The following is an 18437-nucleotide window of genomic DNA, read 5'->3' as shown; positions in this document are numbered from 1 at the left end:
GAAAGGTTTACCGCCGTGCGTATCGCCACCTGGAATGTGAACTCGATCCGCACCCGGCAGGATCGGGTGCTGGCGTGGCTGGACCGCGCCGATATCGATGTGCTGGCCATGCAGGAAACCAAGTGCAAGGACGAGCAGTTCCCGTTCGAGGCCTTCGAGGCGGCCGGGTACGAGGTCGCGCACGTGGGCCTGAACCAGTGGAACGGGGTGGCCATCGCCTCCCGGGTGGGCCTGGACGAGGTCGAGATCAACTTCCCGGATCAGCCCGGTTTCGACAAGGACGCGGGCGAATCCCTGTTGAGCACACCGGTGGTGGAGGCCCGCGCGATCGGCGCGACCTGCGGCGGGGTGCGGGTGTGGAGCCTGTACGTGCCGAACGGCCGCGCGCTCGACGACCCGCATTACGCCTACAAGCTGGAGTGGCTGGCGGCGCTGCGGGCAGCGGGCGCCAAGTGGCTGTCGGAGGATCCGGACGCGCAGATCGCGCTGGTGGGTGACTGGAATATCGCCCCGACCGATCTGGATGTGTGGTCGCCGGAGTTCTTCGAGGGCAAAACCCATGTGTCCGAACCGGAACGGGACGCCTTCGACGCGTTCGACGAGGCCGGTTTCACCGATGTGATGCGGCCGTTCCACCCGGGCCCCGGCGTCTACACCTACTGGGACTACACGCAGCTGCGCTTCCCCCGTAAAGAGGGCATGCGCATCGACTACATCCTGTCCTCCCCCGCCCTGGCCGCGCGCGTCACCGACGCGAACGTGGACCGGGAGGAGCGAAAGGGCAAGGGCGCCAGCGATCACGCGCCGGTGACCGCGGTGCTCGCGGACTAGTTCGGCCGGGCCCGGCTAGACCGGCCGGGCCTTGATGGCGTCGCGGGAGATGAACACGTCGTAGGCGCCCGGGACGGCGATCACCGCGTTGCCGTTGGTCGAGCGCACGAAAGGCCTGGTGTACCAGGTCTTGTCCTTCATGTCCTGGAAGAAGTCGGTGTCGCTGCCGTTGAGGAAGATCTGGTTCTGTTTGGTGGCGACGCCGTCGAGGCGCTGTCCGTAGAGCCGGGTCACCTTGTACCCGGCGTGGAAGCCCAGGGCGTTCACCCAGGCCTCGAGCTCCACGATATTGGCCTGCAGCACCCACATGTCGCCCTCGACCTGGTAGGTCTTGTGCTGGTCGCCGTGGCCCTCGTCGCCGTAGAGGGTGAGGTTGACATCCAGCAGGTGTTCCTGCCCCGCAACGGGTTTTACTTCGATGTGCGCGGCCTTCACCTCGCCGGTGAGTCCGAGGAAGGTTTGCAGGAGCGTGGTGATCCACAGGATCACCACCGCGACGAATGCCAGCCCCGCCGCGCCCATGCCGCGTCCGACCAGCACCCGCCAGCCGACCGTGCGGGCTTTCAATACCGCCGTGACCAGTAATCCGATGGCCGCGATGCCCAACACCAACAGCACGATCTGGATCCAGCCGAAGGTAATCGGGAAGACCATGCCGTAGTTGTACCCGCTCACCACGACACGTATCGGCGGGTCAGCGATGAACTGTGCGTGTCTGTCGGTGTCACCTGATCCCCCAACGAAATCCGGCCCCGCACCACAGGTGCGGGGCCGGCGATCAGGGGTGAATCAGAAAGCCGCTTCGTCCAGCTTCATGATGTCGTTGTCGAGGTTCTCGATCACCGACCGCGAGGCGCTGAGCAGCGGCAGCTTGTTCTTGGCGAACCAGGACGCCACGCCGACCTTGCCGGTGTAGAAGTTCTTGTCCTTCTCGGCCGCGCCCGCGTCCAGCGCCGCCTGGGCGATGGCGGCGTGCTCGAGCAGTCGCCACGCGATGACGAGATCGCCGACGGCGTACAGGAATCGGACCGAGCCGAGGCCCACCTTGTAGAGCTCGTCGACCTCCTGCTGCGCGGCCATCAGGTAGCCGGTGAGCGCGGCCGCCATGGCCTGGACGTCGGCCAGGGCCGCGCCGAGCAGTCCGCGTTCGATCTTGAACTGGTCGGGGCCGCCGTCGACGAACTGCTGGATCAGGCCCGCGACGTGCCCGAGCGCCACGCCCTTGTCGCGAATGATCTTGCGGAAGAAGAAGTCCTGCGCCTGGATGGCGGTGGTGCCCTCGTAGAGCGAGTCGATCTTGCAGTCGCGGATGTACTGCTCGATCGGGTAGTCCTGCAGGTAGCCGGAGCCACCCAGGGTCTGCAGCGATTCGGTCAGCGACTCGTAGGCGCGGTCGGAGCCGCAGCCCTTCACGATCGGCAGCAGCAGGTCGTTGACCCGTTCGGCGAGTTCGGCGTCGACACCGTAATTGGCCTGTGCCACATCGGCGTTCTGGTAGGAGGCGCAGTACATGTACAGCGCGCGCAGGCCTTCCGCGTACGCCTTCTGGGTGGCCAGCGAGCGGCGCACGTCGGGGTGGTGGGTGATGGTGACGCGCGGGGCGGCCTTGTCGGTCATCTGGGTCAGGTCCGCGCCCTGGACACGCTGCTTGGCGTACTCGAGGGCGTTGAGGTAGCCGGTGGACAGCGCGCCGGTGGCCTTGGTGCCCACCATCATCCGCGCGTTCTCGATGACCTTGAACATCTGCGCGATGCCGTTGTGCACCCCGCCGACCAGGTAGCCGACGGCCGGGATGTCGCCGCCGAAGGTGATCTCACAGGTGGGCGAGGACTTGATACCCATCTTGTGCTCGACGCCGGTGACCAGCGCGCCGTTCTTGGCGCCGAGTTCCATGGTCCGCGGGTCGAACAGGAAGCGCGGCACCATGAACAGCGACAGGCCCTTGGTGCCGGGTCCGGCGCCCTCGGGGCGGGCCAGCACCAGGTGGAAGATGTTGTCGGCGGTGTCGCCGACGTCGCCGCCGGAGATGAAGCGCTTCACGCCCTCGATGTGCCAGGTGCCGTCGGCCTGTTCGATGGCCTTGGTGCGGCCCATGCCGACGTCGGAGCCGGCGTCGGGCTCGGTGAGCACCATGGTGCCGCCCCAGCGGTTCTCCCAGGCGTGGGTGGCCCAGCGCTGCTGCTCTTCGGTGCCCTCGTCGAAGAGCACCTTGTGCATGAGCGGGCCCATGTTGAAGAAGGAGGCCGAGTTGTTGGCGGCGACCAGCATCTCCTGGATGGCCCAGATGAGGGCGTTGGGGGCGGCCACGCCGCCCATCTCCTCGGCCATGCCCAGGCCGGAGTAGCCGGCCTCGTTGACCGCGGCCACGGTCTTCTTCAGCGATTCGGGCACGGTGATGGTGTGCTGGTCGGGCAGGAACTCGACCGGGTTGCGGTCGGCGTCGGCGAAGGACTCCGCGATCGGCCCTTCCGCGAGGCGCTTGGCCTCGGCGAGCATCTCCCGCGCGGTGTCGCCGTCGAGGTCACCGTAGGCGCCCCCGTCCAGCAGTCCCCCGATCCCCAGAACTTCGAACAAGTTGAACTCGATGTCTCGTAGGTTCGCCTTGTAATGGGACACGGAAGGGCCTCCTCGGCTGAAGTTTCGACGCGGGTCTTCAGATCAAAATCTGGGATCGACCCGAACGATTCCGTACGCCCGTCCGGTTACGCAAGCGTAGGCAGACGTCTTAACCGTCCGGGCCCTCGCCGACCCGGCCCGATCGAGAAAAGTTAACCGTGCCGTTATGCGCTCGAGCTGGATTTGCGTCCGTACAACTCGCTGGCCTGCCGCGGAGTGACCGTGACCTGATTCACGGGAACCCCGGCTCGCATATGCTTCGCCAATAGCCGACCGGTCATTCGACCAATTTCATGGCGGGCGACCGCCGGCTCCCGACGGTCAGGGGTTCATTTCGTAGGTTCCGGCGAGAGCTCGGACCCGGGTGAGGACCTTCTCGAAGCGGACGGGGTCCGCGACCGGGCGACGCACCAGGTCCAGGGCAGCCTTGGCCTCGGCGTTGGCGCTCTGCCAGATCGGGCCCAGGCCCAGGATCGCGACCCGCCAGACGTACCAGTACTGCATGCCGTAGAAGCCGAGGATCTTGCTCATCATGGCGATGCGGGCGGTGTCCCACGCTTTCATTCGTGAATGTAGAATTTTTGTTCACGGCTGCAGGAAACGATCTTCCGGGCCGCTGCTATCGTCGGTGCGCATGGGCACCGATTCGGCGACACGACCGCGCCAGCGCGCGCGGCATCTGGGTCCCGAACGCCGTCGCCCGCAGGTCCTCGACACCGCGCTGGAGATCGCCGTCGCCGACGGCATCGCGGCGGTCACCATCGCCGCGGTGGCCGATCGCATGAAGGTCACCCGCCCGGTCGTCTACGCCTGCTTCGCGGATCGGGTGGAGCTGCTCGAGGCGCTCATCCGGCGCGAGGAGGACTACCTGGTGCAGGGCGTGCTGGAGACGCTGCCCCGCCGCCGGGTGGAGGCGGACGAGGCGGTGTTCGTGGCGGGCTTCCGCGCCTTGCTGCACACGGTCTCCCAACGTCCCGACACCTGGCGGCTGCTGTACGGCAATCCCGATCCGGCCGTGGCGGATTCGTTCGGCAAGGGGCGGCTGCTGGCGGTGGAGCGCTGCACCCGCCGACTGCGCCCGACCCTGGCGGCCTGGGGTACCGCCGACGCCGAACACAAGCTTCCGGCGCTGGTCGAATTGTGGGTGTCGGCCGGCGAGGGCGCGGTCCGCACCCTGCTGACCGAGCCGGGCGACTGGAACCCCGACACTCTGGGAGAGTTCGTCGGCGCGGCGGTCTACCGCGCGCTGCGTCACGCCTGACTACGATGGAAATCGACCATCGGTCAGCGGGAGGACGCCATGACGTTCTATCGGCAGGTTGGTTCGGTGCCGCCCAAGCGGCATACGCAGCATCGAGATGAGCGGGGCCGGCTCTATTACGAGGAGCTGATGGGAGAAGAGGGCTTCTCCGGCGATTCCTCGCTGCTCTATCACCGCGGACTGCCCCCGGCCATCGTGGATTCCTCGGTGTGGGTGCTGCCGCAGCAGCGGCTGTTCCCGAATCACCCACTGCGGCACCGGCATCTGAGACTGCACGAACTGTTCCCGGGCGACAGGCCGGACGACAGCGATGTGGTGACCGGGCGGCGGCTGCTGCTCGGCAATGCCGACGTGCGCATCTCCTATGTGGCGGCGCTGCGCGAATCGGCGCTCTACCGCAATGCCATCGGCGACGAACTGGCCTATATCGAATCCGGTTCGGGGCGAGTGGAAACCGTGTTCGGCACGCTGCCGGTGCGGCAGGGCCATCAGGTGCTGCTGCCGCGCGCCACCACCCACCGCTGGATTCCGGACGGGCCGGAACCGTTGCGCGCCTACATCATCGAGGGTTCCGGCCATATCACCCCACCCAAGCGATACCTCTCGAAATACGGCCAGTTCCTGGAGAATTCGCCGTACTGCGAGCGCGATCTGCACGGTCCCACCGAACCGGTCCAGTTCACCGGTGAGGAGGTGGAGGTGCTGGTCAAGCACCGTCCCGCCGGTGAGATCGTCGGCACCAGCATGGTTTACGCCACCCATCCCTTCGATGTGGTCGGCTGGGACGGCTGCCTGTACCCGTTCACCTTCGATATCGCCGATTTCGAGCCGATCACCGGCCGGGTGCACCAGCCGCCGCCGGTGCATCAGGCGTTCGAGGGCCAGAATTTCGTGGTCTGCGATTTCGTGCCGCGCAAGGTGGACTATCACCCGCTGTCGATCCCGGTGCCCTACTACCACTCGAACGTGGACTCCGACGAGATCATGTTCTATTGCGGCGGAAACTACGAGGCGCGCAAGGGATCCGGGATCGGGCAGGGTTCGGTGTCGGTGCATCCGGGCGGTTACGCGCACGGTCCGCAGCCCGGAGCCTACGAACGCAGTATCGGTATCGACTTCTTCGACGAACTGGCGGTCATGGTGGACACTTTCCATCCGTTGCAGCTGGGCGAGGGCGCGCTCGCGTGCGAGGACCCGCGCTACGCGTGGACCTGGTCGGGCAAGGGGCCGTCGGAATGGATCTGAATTGAGCAGCCGGGTGCGCATCGAGGTGCCCGCGGATTCCGGCTTCGGGCTGGACCACCTGCCGTACTGCGTATTCCGCCCCTCGGGCGCGGAACCCCGGGTGGGCGCCCGGCTGGGCGACACCGTGATCGATCTGGCGCTGGCGCTCGACGATCCGATGTTCCACCAGCCCAGCCTGAACGCCTTCATGACCCAGGGTCCGCGCTGTTGGCGCGAGATCCGGGAGCGGGTGCGCACGGCCGCCGAGGCGGACCTGCCCGCGGCCGCGGTGCACGAGGTGCGCGCGGTCCGTTTGGATCTGCCGATCGAGATCGGCGACTACGTCGACTTCTACGCCAGCCTCGATCACGCCACCGCCCTGGGCCGCATGCTGCGCCCGGACGGTGAACCGCTGTTGCCGAATTGGCGGCATCTGCCGGTGGGCTATCACGGCCGCGCGGGCACCGTGGTGGTGTCGGGCACCGACGTCATCCGGCCGCACGGGCAGCGCCGGACCGAGTCCGGCACACCGGATTTCGGCCCGAGCCGCCGCCTGGACATCGAGGCCGAGCTGGGTTTCGTGGTGGGCGCGGGTTCCGCGCTCGGCACGCCGATCGGTACCGGCGACTTCACCGACCATGTCTTCGGGGTGGCGCTGGTCAACGACTGGTCGGCGCGCGACATCCAGGCGTGGGAGGGTCAGCCGCTGGGCCCGTTCCTGGGCAAGTCCTTCGCGACCAGCCTGTCCGCGTGGGTGACTCCGCTCGACGCCCTGGCCGCGGCGCGGATTCCCTTGCCGCCGCAGCATCCCGAGCCACTGCCGTACCTGCGGGATGAGCAGGCCTGGGGTTTGGACATCACGGTCCGGGTGGCCTGGAACGGGCAGCTGGTCTCCACTCCCCCGTACCGCCGCATGTACTGGTCGCCGGCGCAGATGCTGGCCCACCTGACGGTGAACGGGGCCTCCACCCGCACCGGCGACCTGTTCGCCTCCGGCACCATTTCCGGCGCCGATCGCGGCGAGCGCGGGTCGCTGATGGAGATCAGCTGGGGTGGCGCCGAGCCGTTCGAATTGAACGGCGTGCAGCGGACGTTCCTGCAGGACGGTGATGAGGTGGTGCTCACGGCCAGCGCTCCGGCGGTCGGCGGCGGGCGCCTGGAGCTGGGCGAAGTCCGCGGGCGCATCGCGAAAGCCGAGTAATAGCAGAGTCGCATCACCATGAGCATGGTCACTCAACCTACCGGTCGGTCGATCAGGGAAAGTACCGTTCCGAAAGTTTGCGACTTTCGGAGGGCGGCGTCGATGTTGACCACTTCTGCCCGGTTCGCCATGGCGCGCCCGCGTGCCGTGCTGGTGGCCGCGCTGCTGCTGATGCTGGTGTGCGGTGGCTTCGGGGCCACCGTGAAATCCCATATGGTCGGCGGCGGGTATCTGACCGGCTCGCTGGAATCGGTGCGGGCCAACGACTTCATCACCGAGAGCTTCCCGGGCGGCAATCCGAATCTCATCGTCATGGTGAGCGGTGGCGGCGGCGTCAACAGCCCCGAGGTGCGCGCCGAGGCGCAGCGCGTCACCGACCTGCTCGGCCACGACCCGACGGTCACCGGCGTGCAGTCCTATTGGGCCAACAGCGCGGCCCGGCCCGATCTGGCCACCGCGTTGAAGAGCAAGGACGGGCAGCGCGGGCTGATCATGGCCACGGTGACCGGCACCGACACCGAGGTGCAGAACCGGGCCGCGGACCTGTCCACCGAGCTCGATGGCGACCGCGACGGCGTGCAGGTGCGGGTCGGCGGCATGGCCGGATCCTTCGCCGATATCAATCACCAGGTCGAGAAGGATCTGCTGCTGGCCGAGGCCATCGCGGTGCCGGTGTCGGCGCTGCTGCTGGTGCTGGTGTTCGGCAGCGTGATCGCGGCCCTGCTGCCGGTGGGCGTGGGGCTGTTCGCGATCGCCGCCACGCTCGGCATCCTGCGCGCCATGACCACGTTCATGGATGTGTCGATCTTCGCGTTGAACATGACCAGCGCGCTGGGCCTGGCGCTGGCCATCGACTACAGCCTGTTCATCGTCAGCCGGTATCGCGAGGAGCTGGCCGATGGCCGCGACAATCGGGCGGCGATCCTGCGGTCGGTGCAGACGGCCGGGCGGACCGTGGTCTTCTCCGGTCTGACCGTCGCTCTGGCGCTGGCGGCGCTGGCGGTGTTCCCGCAGCCGTTCTTCAAGTCCTTCGCCTATGCCGGGGTCGCCGTGGTGGTCGCGGCCGTGGGCGCGTCGGTGCTGCTGCTGCCCGCCGCCCTGATGCTGCTCGGCGATCGCGTCAATGCCTGGGATCTGCGGAAGCCGGTGCGCCGCTTGCTGGGTCGCGGTGAGCCCGCACCGAAGCGGCCGGAGGAGACCTTCTGGTACCGGCTGGTCACCGGTGTCATGCGGCGAGCGCTGCCGGTCGCCGTGGTCACCGCGGCGGTGCTGCTGGCGCTCGGATCCCCGTTCCTGAAGGCGCATTTCGGCACCCCCGACGACCGGGTGATCGGCACCTTCGCCTCCAGCCGTCAGGTCGGTGACGCGCTGCGGCACGACTTCAACGCCGATATGGCCTCCAGCGCGGTGGTGGCGCTGCCCGGATTCCACGGGGACGGCAAGGAGATCGGCGCGTATGCCGCCCGGCTTTCACAGGTGCCGGGGGTTCCGGCGGTGCTGTCCAGCGACGGCGTCTACGTGAACGGCGCGAAGATGGCCCCCGGCGTGCAACAGATGGCCGGACCCGACGGCGCGTACCTGTCGGTCGGCACCCGGATCGCCCCGTACTCCGCGGAGGGTAAGCACCAGCTCGCCGAACTCCGCGCGGTGCCCGCCCCCGGCGAGGTCCTCTTCGGCGGCGCGGCCGCGTTGAACGAGGACACCATGGATTCGGTGATCAGCCGGCTGCCCGTGGCGGGCGCGATCATCGCGATCATCACCCTGATCCTGTTGTTCCTGTTCACCGGCAGTGTGGTCCTCCCGGTGAAGGCCCTGCTGCTGAACCTGCTGTCGCTGACCGCCACCTTCGGCGCCATGATCTGGGTCTTCGAACAGGGCCACGGCGCGAGCCTGCTGGGCTTCACCGCCACCGGCAGCATCGACCTGTTCATGCCGATCCTGATGATCTGCCTGGCCTTCGGCATGTCCATGGACTACGAGGTCTTCCTGCTGTCGCGCATCCGCGAGGAGTGGCTCGCCTCCGACCGCTCCCCCGCGGCCAATACCCGTTCCGTGGCGCTGGGCGTGGCCCGCACCGGCCGCATCTTCACCGCCGCCGCCGGCCTGATGGCGGTGGTCCTGCTGGCGGTCGCCACCTCCGAGGTCGCCCCGATGAAGCTGTTCGGCATCGGCCTGGCGCTGGCCGTGGTCGCCGACGCCACCGTCATCCGCGGCCTGCTGGCCCCGGCCCTCATGCGCCTGATGTCCACCGCCAACTGGTGGGCCCCGAAACCGCTTGCGGCGCTGCACCAGCGGATCGGACTGGAGGAGGAGTCAGGCGCGGCGGCCGACGACGACGAGGACCGCGAGGTCGCGCTGGTCCGCTAGCGGCGGGCGGCGCGCCCCGCGTCGACGACGATGACGAAGTGCTCGAGGTCGGCGATCAGGGTGTCCACCGATTCCGGGGCGCCGCCGTCGTCGTGGTGGTGCAGCCAGTCGGCGACGAGTTCGAACATGCCGCCGACGGTGGCCAGGGACAGCGCCGGCAGGCGGGGCTCCTCGCGCGGGTCGGCTTGCAGCCATTGGTGTTTCAGGAATTCGGCGGACCAGCGGCGGTTGGCGCGGCGCATGGCCTCGACGGCGGGTGAGATGCCGCCCGCTTCGCCGAAGGTGACCTTCGCCAGCCGGCGATCGTCGGCGATGGCGTGGACGAAGGCCGCGAGCACGGCGGCCCGGCGGGTGGGCCAGTCGGCGTCGGCGGTCTCGGCGGCCACCTCGGCGACGCGTTGCTGGATGCCAGTGGTGATCTGTTCCAGCAGTGCGGTGTAGCAGGCCTCCTTGCTGTCGAAGTGGTCGTAGAAGCCCTTGGTGCCGACGTAGGCGTGCTGGCAGATCTGTTCGATGGAGGTGCCCGAATAGCTTTGCCGGGCAAAGAGTTCGGTCGCGGCGGTGAGGAGCTGACGGCGGCGCTGGGCGCTGCGCTCGCCGGCGTCGAGGCCGCGGATGCGACGCCGGACGGGGGGCGCGCCGGTCGACGCGGCAGATTTGCTGCGGGACATACCTAAACGATAGCCAAGCACATTTCAGAAAGACATCTTGTTGGTAACTCGATGTCGTGCTGTAATCGCTGTCACGTCGAGGAAGGGAACACGGACGTGGCAATCGCAGGGGATCGCCGACCGCGAGGGAGGCGGCTGCTCGCGGCTGCGCTCGCGACGGCAGTGACGGCCGCCGCGGCCGTGGTACTGGGTGGCGCGCATCCCGGACCCGCTGCCGCGCAACCACTTCCGGTCGATCAGGATCCGTTCTACGGAGCTCCCGAGGGATTCGCGTCGACCGCGCCGGGAACCGTGCTGCGCACGCGTGAGGTTCAGCTCGCGGTGCTCACCGTGCTGCCCGTGCACGTGCGGTCGTGGCAGCTGCTCTACCGCACCACCGACCTGTTCGGGCGACCGGCCGTGGCGGCCACCACCGTCGCGATTCCCGAGGGCGCGAACACCTCCCGCGGTCGCCCGCTGGTCTCGCACCAGTTCTTCTACGACAGCACCGCACCGGCGTGCGCGCCGTCCTATGTGCTGCGGCAGGGTGGTGGACTACCGGCGTTGGAGGGTATCCACTCCACCACCGAGTACCTGGAAGTCGCGGCCTCCATCAGCCAGGGTTACGCGATCAACATCCCCGACTACGAGGGGCTGGACGGGCATCTCGCCGTGGCGAAGGAACCCGGGTACCTGGTTCTGGACAGTGTCCGCGCCGCCGAGAGCTTCGCGCCGCTGGGCCTGGACGGCGCGAATACCCCGGTGGCGCTGTGGGGTTACTCCGGCGGCGGCATGGGCAGCGGCTGGGCCGCGGAGACGCAGCCGGGTTACGCGCCGGAGCTGAACATCAAGGGCATCGCGCTGGGCGCGCCGGTCTCGGATGTCGAATCCCTGTTGCACGTCAACGGTTCCCTGTTCGCCAGTCTCATCGGCGTGGGGATCGCGTCGCTGCGCAACGCCTACCCGCGGTTCGCCGAGACCACCGAGCGGTACCTGACCCCGGCGGGCCGGGCGCTCATGGACCGCACCGCGCACCAGTGCCTGGTGCGCAACGCGCTGACCCTCATGTTCACCGACTACCAGCGCATGCTGACCATCCCGATCGCGGACTACCTGGCCCTGCCGGAGATTCGCGAGGTCTTCGACGCGACGGTGCTGGGCGGCACGCCGCCGACCGCGCCGCTGCTGGTCTATCAGGGCGTGTTCGACGAGGCCGTGCCGTGGTTCACGAACGACCGGATGGTGGGGCGCTGGTGTGAGGGCGGGGCGTCGGTCCACTACACGCGCGATCATCTCAGCGAGCACCTGACCCTGACCACGCTCGGCATGGCGGACGCGTTCAACTGGATCAAGTCGCGCCTGGCTCCGGGCGCGCCCGAGCCGGCGGGCTGCCGCACCGAGGACGTGGTCACCATGCTCGGCAGTCTGGACGCGCTCGCCACGCAGACCGAGATCTCTTTGAACGCCGCCTTCGGCGCGCTGGGCTGGCCGATCGGGCCACGCGAGAACTGAGCGGCGCACTACCCGCTCGGAGCAGACCGGATCGTATATTCCACGGTCCCGGGGTTGCCGTGCCCCGGGGCCGGGTATGGTCGGCTCGGAAAAAGTTTGCCAACGGGGGCTCGCACCAGCGGGCTGAGAGGACGGCTAGTGGGCCGTCGACCGTATGAACCTGACCGGGTAATGCCGGCGTAGGGAGGATATGCCATGTCATCGAGTCGTGTCTCCAGCTCGGCCGCCCCGGTCGACACCGTGACCACCGGCCCCATCGCGGGCAGCGTCAAGCACTACGAACAGGTCGAGGCCGACGGCGCCACGCTGCGGGTACCGGTGCGGCGCATCAACCTGACCAATGGCGAGCATTTCGACGTGTACGACACCTCGGGTCCGTACACCGACGACACCGCCGCCATCGATCTCGAGGCGGGCCTGCCCAAGCTGCGCGACGGCTGGGACAAGCCGCGGGTCGACGGCCCGCCGACCCAGCTGAACTGGGCGCGCCAGGGCGTCATCACCCACGAGATGCGCTATATCGCTGCCCGCGAAGGCGTTTCGCCCGAGCTGGTGCGCGACGAGGTGGCCGCGGGTCGCGCGGTGATCCCCGCCAACCACAAGCACCCCGAGTCCGAGCCGATGATCATCGGCAAGCAGTTCGCGGTGAAGATCAACGCGAACATCGGCAACTCGGCCGTGAGCTCCTCCATCGCCGAGGAGGTCGAGAAGATGGTGTGGGCCACCCGCTGGGGCGCCGACACCATCATGGACCTGTCCACCGGCAAGAACATTCACGAGACCCGCGAGTGGATCCTGCGCAACTCCCCGGTTCCGGTCGGCACCGTGCCGATCTACCAGGCCCTGGAGAAGGTGAACGGCGATCCCACCAAGCTCACCTGGGAGATCTACCGCGACACCGTGATCGAGCAGGCCGAGCAGGGCGTCGACTACATGACGGTGCACGCGGGCGTGCTGCTGCGCTACGTGCCGCTGGCCGCCAAGCGCGTCACCGGCATCGTGTCCCGCGGTGGGTCGATCATGGCGGCGTGGTGCCTGGCGCATCACCAGGAATCGTTCCTGTACACCAACTTCCGCGAACTCTGCGAGATCCTGGCGAAGTACGACATCACCTTCTCCCTCGGTGACGGCCTGCGTCCGGGTTCCATCGCGGACGCCAATGACGAGGCCCAGTTCGCCGAGCTGCGCACCCTGGGTGAACTCACCAAGATCGCGAAATCCTATGGCGTGCAGGTGATGATCGAGGGCCCCGGCCATGTGCCGATGCACAAGATCGTGGAGAACGTGCGGCTGGAGGAGGAGCTCTGCGAGGAGGCTCCGTTCTACACCCTCGGCCCGCTGGCCACCGATATCGCGCCCGCCTACGACCACATCACCTCGGCCATCGGCGCGGCCATCATCGCCCAGGCCGGCACCGCGATGCTGTGCTACGTGACGCCCAAGGAGCACCTGGGCCTGCCCAACCGCGACGACGTGAAGGTCGGCGTGATCACCTACAAGATCGCCGCCCACTCCGCCGACCTGGCCAAGCAGCACCCGCGCGCCCAGGAGCGGGACAACGCGCTGTCCAAGGCGCGCTTCGAGTTCCGCTGGACCGACCAGTTCAACCTCTCGCTGGACCCCGACACCGCGCGGGAGTACCACGACGAGACCATGCCGGCCGAGCCCGCCAAGACCGCGCACTTCTGCTCCATGTGCGGTCCGAAGTTCTGCTCCATGCGCATCTCGCAGGACGTGCGCGACTACGCGGAGAAGCACGGCCTCACCGACGTGAACGCCATCGAGGCCGGAATGGCCGAGAAGTCCGCCGAATTCGCCGAGGCGGGCAACAAGGTGTACCTGCCGGTCGTGTCGTAACGCTCGAATCCGGTTCGGGGCGGGCGGCTTTCGGGCCACCCGCCCCGAGGTGTCTCAGGGGCGATTCGAAATCTGCTGGACGGCCCAGCTGTTGCCGTCCGGGTCGTCGAAGAACACGAACCCGCTGTTGTTCAACGGGTCCCCCTCGGTGACCGGCCCCGGCAGCACCTGGATGTCACTCACCTCGACACCGCGCTCGACCAGTTCGGCATGCGCGCGCTTCAGATCATTGACCACCAATTGCAACCCCTTGATGCTGCCCGGCTCCATCTTCGGGACCGCCCCCTCACCGATCACGATCGAGCACCCCGACCCCGGCGGCGTCAGCTGGCAGATCCGGATCCCCGGCGCGGGCTGGGTGTCGTGGTCGACATGGAACCCCAGCTTGCCGGCGTAGAAATCCTTGGCGCGGTCCACGTCCGACACCGGGACTATCACCACTTCGAGTGTCCAGTTCATGACGGATCCTTTCCGATTCGAGTGTTCTTCGTGAGGTCGGAGCGGCACGACGGAATTCTTCATGACCCGGGCATCCCGGTGGCACCGGATTCCGGACCGGAATTCACGCACGGACTCGTGAACAGGGCTTTCACCCGTGATTGCACCGGCGGACGAGGACGGTGGCGGGGCGTGGTTCGTAGCGTCGCCACCATGAAAATCGCTTCGCCGGATCGTCGGTCACAGTCCGTTTCCCAGCCGCGCCGAGGGCTGCGGTCCATCATCGCCCGCCGCGTGATCGCGGTGCTGATCGGCGCCACCGCCGTCGGCTCCGCGGTCGTCACGACCGCCACCACCGCGGACGCGGCGTACATCCCGTACGGCGTGATCGTGGCATCCCGGAGTACCGGGTACTCCATCATCAGCCGGAACTATGAGAGTTATGACGCGGCACTCGCGGCGGCCCTCGCCCGCTGCGGATCCGACTGCAAGGTGTACGCCAGCTTCTCCGGCCACGGCGCCTGTGGCGCCCTGGCCCAGGAGAACGTTCGCGGATCCACCACACCCTGGACCAGATTCTCGTTCGCGGGTGCGTGGGGACCGTCCCTCGCCGACGCGGAGTTCAATGCGCGCAGGAAGGCCGGCAACGGCCGCCTCATCGTGTCGGGCTGCAACAACTAGTTTGTTCCCCAAGGGAAGTGAACCGATCGGCCCCGCGCCGGGTCGATCGGGCATTCGATGCGCAGAGGGGGATCCGATGGGGATCGCGCGGCGAAAACTGCTGGGGCTCACCGCGGCCGGACTGGCCGTGGGGCTCTGGAACCGGCCGATCGCGAATGCGCGGCCCGCGCCGCCGCCGGCGGTTCCGCCGCTCGGTGACGACTTCCTGTGGGGCGTCTCGATGACGGGATTCCAGAGCGAGGGACATGCGCCGGACAGCAATCAGTTCCGCTTCATGATGAAGTACAACGCCGAGCTGCCGCAGCGTCCGGATTCGGTGGACTTCTATTCCCGGTATCCCGCCGATATCGGGCTCGCCGGCGGGCTGGGCGTGCGGGTGTTCTCGACGACCATCGAATGGGCGCGGGTGCAGCCGCGGCCCGGGGAGTGGGACGAGGCCGGGTTCGCCTTCTACGACCGGGTGCTGGATGCGCTTGCCGCCCAGGGCATCCGGCCGATGCTAGTGCTGAACCAGTGGGTGCATCCCGGGTGGGCGGCCGATCGCGGGGGCTGGCGGAATCCGGGGATGGTCGAGGACTGGCTGGCCAATGCGCGGAAGGTGGTGGAGCGCTACGCGTCCCGGGATCCGCTGTGGATCACGTTCGGGGAGGTCGGCAACTACGTCAAATACGAGTGGGAGGACGGCGCGCTGGACCTCGCCGAGATGCCGGTGATGCACGAGCGGCTGGCGCGGGCGCACAACACCATCTACGACTACATCCACCAGGTGCGGCCGGGCGCGCGGGTCGGGGTGTCGGTGCCGTTCTCGGCGGGGCTCACCGAATCGGTGTACAACCTGCCGGTCGTGGACCGGATCGCCGATCGGATCGACTACCTCGGGATCGTCCAGGCGTACTCCTTCACCCCACAGTCGCTGTTGGCGCAGTCGCCGCTGCGATGGAGCAGCCCGGTCGAGCATCTGGTCCAGCCGGAGTCCATCTACTACGCGCTGGACTTCTACGCGCGCCGCTACCCGGGTACGCCGTTGTATGTGACCGGGAACGGCATGTTCCTGATCGAAGGGCAGGCCCGAGCCGACGGCTACACGCCCGCGGATCAGGTGCGCGACACCGCCTACTGGCTGCAACGCGCCAAGGCGGACGGTATCGACGTCATCGGCTACAACCGCTGGGGCCTCACGGACACCTTCGAATGGGGCACCTACGCACTGCGTTTCGGCCTCTACTCGGTGGACGTCCGCGACGACCCCGCGCTCACCCGCCGTCCCACCCCGGCGGCCGACGCCTATCGCACCCTCATCCGCGACGGCGGCGTCCCGGCCGGCTATCGGCCGGTGCGCGCTCTCGTCGACTGCAATCTGGCGGAGACCCCGGTCAGCTGCATCGACCCGCTCACCGTGCCGCGGTGATCCCGCCGCCGGCGCTCACCGGCACAGCTCGGGCAACCGGTGGCCGGGCAGATGCGAACTCAGCTGCGCCGCGATGGAAGTGCCCGTCAGCGCGCAGATCCGGGCGGCGGCGTGCTCGGGGTCGAGGTCCCACATCCGCAGCACGCCGTTGTCCCCGCCGCCGATGAGATAGTCGGCCTTCGGGTGGAAGGCCACGCGCCACAGCGTCGAGACCGCCGGAGTGATGGACTGGCCCAGCGACTTCGGATGCGCGGGATCGGTGACCTGCCACAGCCGGACCGTCGAGTCGGTGCCGCCAGTCGCGAGGTACCGGCCGTCCGGGCTGTAATCCAGTGCGGCGGTGCCGATGCTGCTCACCGGCAGCGGATCACCCAGCGGCGCGATGTGTCCCGGATCGTCGAGGTCGAAGAACCGCACCGATCCGGCGTCCCAGCCGACCGCGGCGACCCGGTGGTCGGGGCTGACGGCCAGGCCGGTCACACCGCTCGGGTGGTCCGCGGCGACGCCGCCCAGCGGCGCCCGGTCGGCGTCCGCCGTCAGTCCGTTCCACAGCTGGAGTTTGTCGGTGAGCGAGACCACGACCTGACCGTCCCGGCTGGCGGCCAGCTGAATTCCGGTCTCCAGCAGCTTCCGTGACGGCGGCACCAGGATCGGCGCGCCGATCGTCGCCGGCTTGACCGGATTGGCGTAGTCCCAGATCAGCACCTCGGGCGTGGGCAGCGCGTGGGTGGTCGCGAGCAGGGTCCGGTCGGCGGCGAAGGAGGCGCTGATCGCTCCCGGGAGGGTCGCGACCTCCACGGGTCGGGCCGGCGCGGAGATGTCGATGAGCGTCATGACGCCGTGCAGCAGCAGCGCCGCGTACCGACCGTCGTAGCTGATGGCGGGCGCGGGATCCATGACCATGCCGGGCAGTCGGTAGTCCGGGTTGGCGATGGTGCCGAGCATCCGCACCGCGGCCGGGTTCTCGATATCCCAGATCCGGGCGTCCGCGCCGGGCGCGACGGTGAGCATCCGCCGGCCATCGGCGCTGATCGCGTTGACCAGCGGCGCGACCTGCCCGGACTGTCCGGCCAGCACGGCGCTGGGGAGCGTCCACTGCTGCACCACACCGCCGTCGAGTCCGAGCGTGAGGTGGCGGCCGTCGCGCCCGAAGGCGAGGGTGGTCGCGCTGCCGGTGCACCGTGGCCGTCCGTCGGCGGCCGGGCAGGTCGCCGAATTACCGGCCAGCGGTGATTCGAGCACGGTGGGCTGGGTCGGGTCGGCCAGATTCCACAGCGTGGTTTGCGTGGAGGTCATGGCCGCCAGCATCTTCCCGTCCGGGCTGAGCGCCACCCCGCCCAGCAGGTTCGCCGCCGCCACGGTGAACGGTTCGCCCACCGGGATCGGATTGCCGGCGTCGTCGACCCGGATCAGGCGCACCCGGCTCGACGCCGGTCCCGTCCCGCCGCCGGACTCGGCGTCGGAGATCGCCAGCAGCGGATCGTCATCGGCGACGGCCGCCGACAGGTGGCCCGAGGTTTCGGCGATCTTGACCGGACGTGCGGTGCCGCGGGTGGGGCCGGGCCCCCACGACAACACCGTGTAGAGGCTGGACATGGGGCTGCCGGCGCGGCTGTCGATGGTGATCAGGGAGCGGTCGCCCGCGGTGAAGCCCATCCCGGCCAGCTCACCGTCGACGGGGTACCGGGTCGGAAGTTGTTTCGGCGCGGCCCAATCGGAGACGTCCCACAGCAGGACTTCGCGCTGGTGCCCGACCGCCAGCGTGCGCCGATCGAAGGACAGGTTCACCGTGGTCACCGCGGCGCCGGTGTCGATGGTCGCCAGCGGCCGCGGCCGTGCGGGATCGGAGAGGTCCCGGACCCGCACGGTCGCATCGGGACCGCCGGTGACCACCACCGTTCCCCGCACGCTCACCCCGGTGGCGCGTTCGACGGGATCGGCGATCGGCGCGCCGACCGCGGTGATGGCCCCGGACGGCCCGCGCTGCCATCGGCGCAGCGCGTGATCGTCGCCCACGGCCAGGATCACGTCGTCGTCCATCGCGGCGAGCCCGGCCACGAATCCGGGGTGATCGACGAATGTCGTGGCGATCGGCAGGGTTTGGCCGGCGATCAGCCGGGACGAGACGTCCGCGTCGCCGGGGCGGAGCCGATGCGCCAGCACGGCGAGTTCGGCCGACAGGGTGGGGTCGGTGTTCTGCAGCCGGTCCGCGTCGCTCAGGACGGTGGCGAAGAAGGCGTCGTCGCGCTCGCGGGCGGCGTTCACGGTGTTGAAGTAGCCCGCCAGCGCCGCGACCAGCAGCACCACCAGCCCCAGCGCGACACCGGCCCGCGCCCCGCGCAGCCGCCGCGCGGATCGGATCGCGGCGCCGAGGAATTCGTCGCTGCGCCC

Annotated in this window: 15 protein-coding genes and 1 riboswitch; of the genes, 9 read left to right on the top strand and 6 right to left on the bottom strand. The window is 68.6% G+C overall.

Annotated features, from left to right (window positions below; genetic code table 11):
• Positions 1–15: 15 nt before the first annotated feature.
• On the top strand, positions 16–831 hold the full coding sequence (locus ACWELJ_RS22355; RefSeq protein ID WP_452368070.1) for an exodeoxyribonuclease III: 816 nt from the start codon (positions 16–18) through the stop codon (positions 829–831).
• Between the two features lie 15 nt (positions 832–846).
• Here the strand turns inward: ACWELJ_RS22355 and ACWELJ_RS22350 are convergent, their stop codons facing one another.
• The 3 genes from ACWELJ_RS22350 to ACWELJ_RS22340 all read right to left on the bottom strand — a co-directional run bounded on the left by ACWELJ_RS22350 (position 847) and on the right by ACWELJ_RS22340 (position 4011).
• On the bottom strand, positions 847–1485 hold the full coding sequence (locus ACWELJ_RS22350; protein ID WP_452368069.1) for a hypothetical protein: 639 nt from the start codon (positions 1483–1485) through the stop codon (positions 847–849).
• 135 nt (positions 1486–1620) lie between these two features.
• On the bottom strand, positions 1621–3447 hold the full coding sequence (locus tag ACWELJ_RS22345) for an acyl-CoA dehydrogenase (protein ID WP_452368068.1): 1827 nt from the start codon (positions 3445–3447) through the stop codon (positions 1621–1623).
• Positions 3448–3768: 321 nt separating this feature from the next.
• Complete coding sequence (locus tag ACWELJ_RS22340; protein WP_452368079.1) at positions 3769–4011, bottom strand: hypothetical protein; 243 nt, start codon at positions 4009–4011, stop codon at positions 3769–3771.
• Positions 4012–4081: 70 nt separating this feature from the next.
• Here ACWELJ_RS22340 and ACWELJ_RS22335 point away from each other — a divergent pair, with 70 nt between their 5' ends.
• From ACWELJ_RS22335 to ACWELJ_RS22320, 4 genes are all read left to right on the top strand, one after another.
• A complete protein-coding gene (locus tag ACWELJ_RS22335; protein ID WP_452368067.1) occupies positions 4082–4708 on the top strand; it encodes a TetR/AcrR family transcriptional regulator in 627 nt (208 codons plus the stop codon).
• A 39-nt stretch (positions 4709–4747) separates the two neighbouring features.
• A complete protein-coding gene (locus tag ACWELJ_RS22330; protein WP_452368066.1) occupies positions 4748–5953 on the top strand; it encodes a homogentisate 1,2-dioxygenase in 1206 nt (401 codons plus the stop codon).
• Between the two features lies 1 nt (position 5954).
• A complete protein-coding gene (fahA, locus tag ACWELJ_RS22325) occupies positions 5955–7133 on the top strand; it encodes a fumarylacetoacetase (RefSeq protein ID WP_452368065.1) in 1179 nt (392 codons plus the stop codon).
• A 102-nt stretch (positions 7134–7235) separates the two neighbouring features.
• The gene (locus tag ACWELJ_RS22320; RefSeq protein ID WP_452368064.1) at positions 7236–9500 is read left to right on the top strand and encodes an MMPL family transporter; all 2265 of its coding nucleotides are present in this window, start codon (positions 7236–7238) and stop codon (positions 9498–9500) included.
• Here ACWELJ_RS22320 and ACWELJ_RS22315 read toward each other — a convergent pair.
• Positions 9497–10171 (bottom strand): TetR/AcrR family transcriptional regulator, encoded by a 675-nt coding sequence (locus tag ACWELJ_RS22315; RefSeq protein WP_452368063.1) that lies wholly within the window; start codon positions 10169–10171, stop codon positions 9497–9499. The two genes, ACWELJ_RS22320 and ACWELJ_RS22315, sit on opposite strands and share 4 nt — an antisense overlap.
• Before the next feature lie 96 nt (positions 10172–10267).
• Between ACWELJ_RS22315 and ACWELJ_RS22310 the strand changes: the two genes are divergently transcribed.
• Together ACWELJ_RS22310 and thiC are read left to right on the top strand one after the other, a co-directional pair.
• A complete protein-coding gene (locus ACWELJ_RS22310) occupies positions 10268–11662 on the top strand; it encodes a lipase family protein (RefSeq protein ID WP_452368062.1) in 1395 nt (464 codons plus the stop codon).
• Between the two features lie 92 nt (positions 11663–11754).
• Positions 11755–11865, top strand: a riboswitch (TPP riboswitch).
• Positions 11858–13519, top strand: a complete 1662-nt coding sequence (gene thiC / locus ACWELJ_RS22305; protein ID WP_452368061.1) for a phosphomethylpyrimidine synthase ThiC — start codon at positions 11858–11860, stop codon at positions 13517–13519. Its footprint overlaps the riboswitch before it by 8 nt.
• Positions 13520–13573: 54 nt before the next feature.
• On the opposite strand, the gene ACWELJ_RS22300 is transcribed toward thiC, so the two are convergent.
• Positions 13574–13978 (bottom strand): VOC family protein, encoded by a 405-nt coding sequence (locus ACWELJ_RS22300; RefSeq protein WP_452368060.1) that lies wholly within the window; start codon positions 13976–13978, stop codon positions 13574–13576.
• Positions 13979–14170: 192 nt separating this feature from the next.
• Between ACWELJ_RS22300 and ACWELJ_RS22295 the strand changes: the two genes are divergently transcribed.
• Both ACWELJ_RS22295 and ACWELJ_RS22290 read left to right on the top strand, forming a co-directional pair.
• Entirely contained in the window at positions 14171–14638 is a 468-nt protein-coding gene (locus ACWELJ_RS22295; RefSeq protein ID WP_452368059.1) for a DUF4189 domain-containing protein, read from the top strand.
• Positions 14639–14714: 76 nt separating this feature from the next.
• On the top strand, positions 14715–16046 hold the full coding sequence (locus ACWELJ_RS22290) for a family 1 glycosylhydrolase (RefSeq protein ID WP_452368058.1): 1332 nt from the start codon (positions 14715–14717) through the stop codon (positions 16044–16046).
• A gap of 15 nt (positions 16047–16061) precedes the next feature.
• On the opposite strand, the gene ACWELJ_RS22285 is transcribed toward ACWELJ_RS22290, so the two are convergent.
• Positions 16062–18437 (bottom strand): WD40 repeat domain-containing protein (locus ACWELJ_RS22285; protein ID WP_452368057.1); only part of this gene is annotated, 2376 nt, incomplete at its 5' end.

It is taken from the genome of Nocardia sp. NPDC004582 (genome assembly GCF_053602115.1).
Note: the sequence above shows the minus strand (reverse complement) of the source record. Positions and strands in the feature narration are given on the sequence as shown.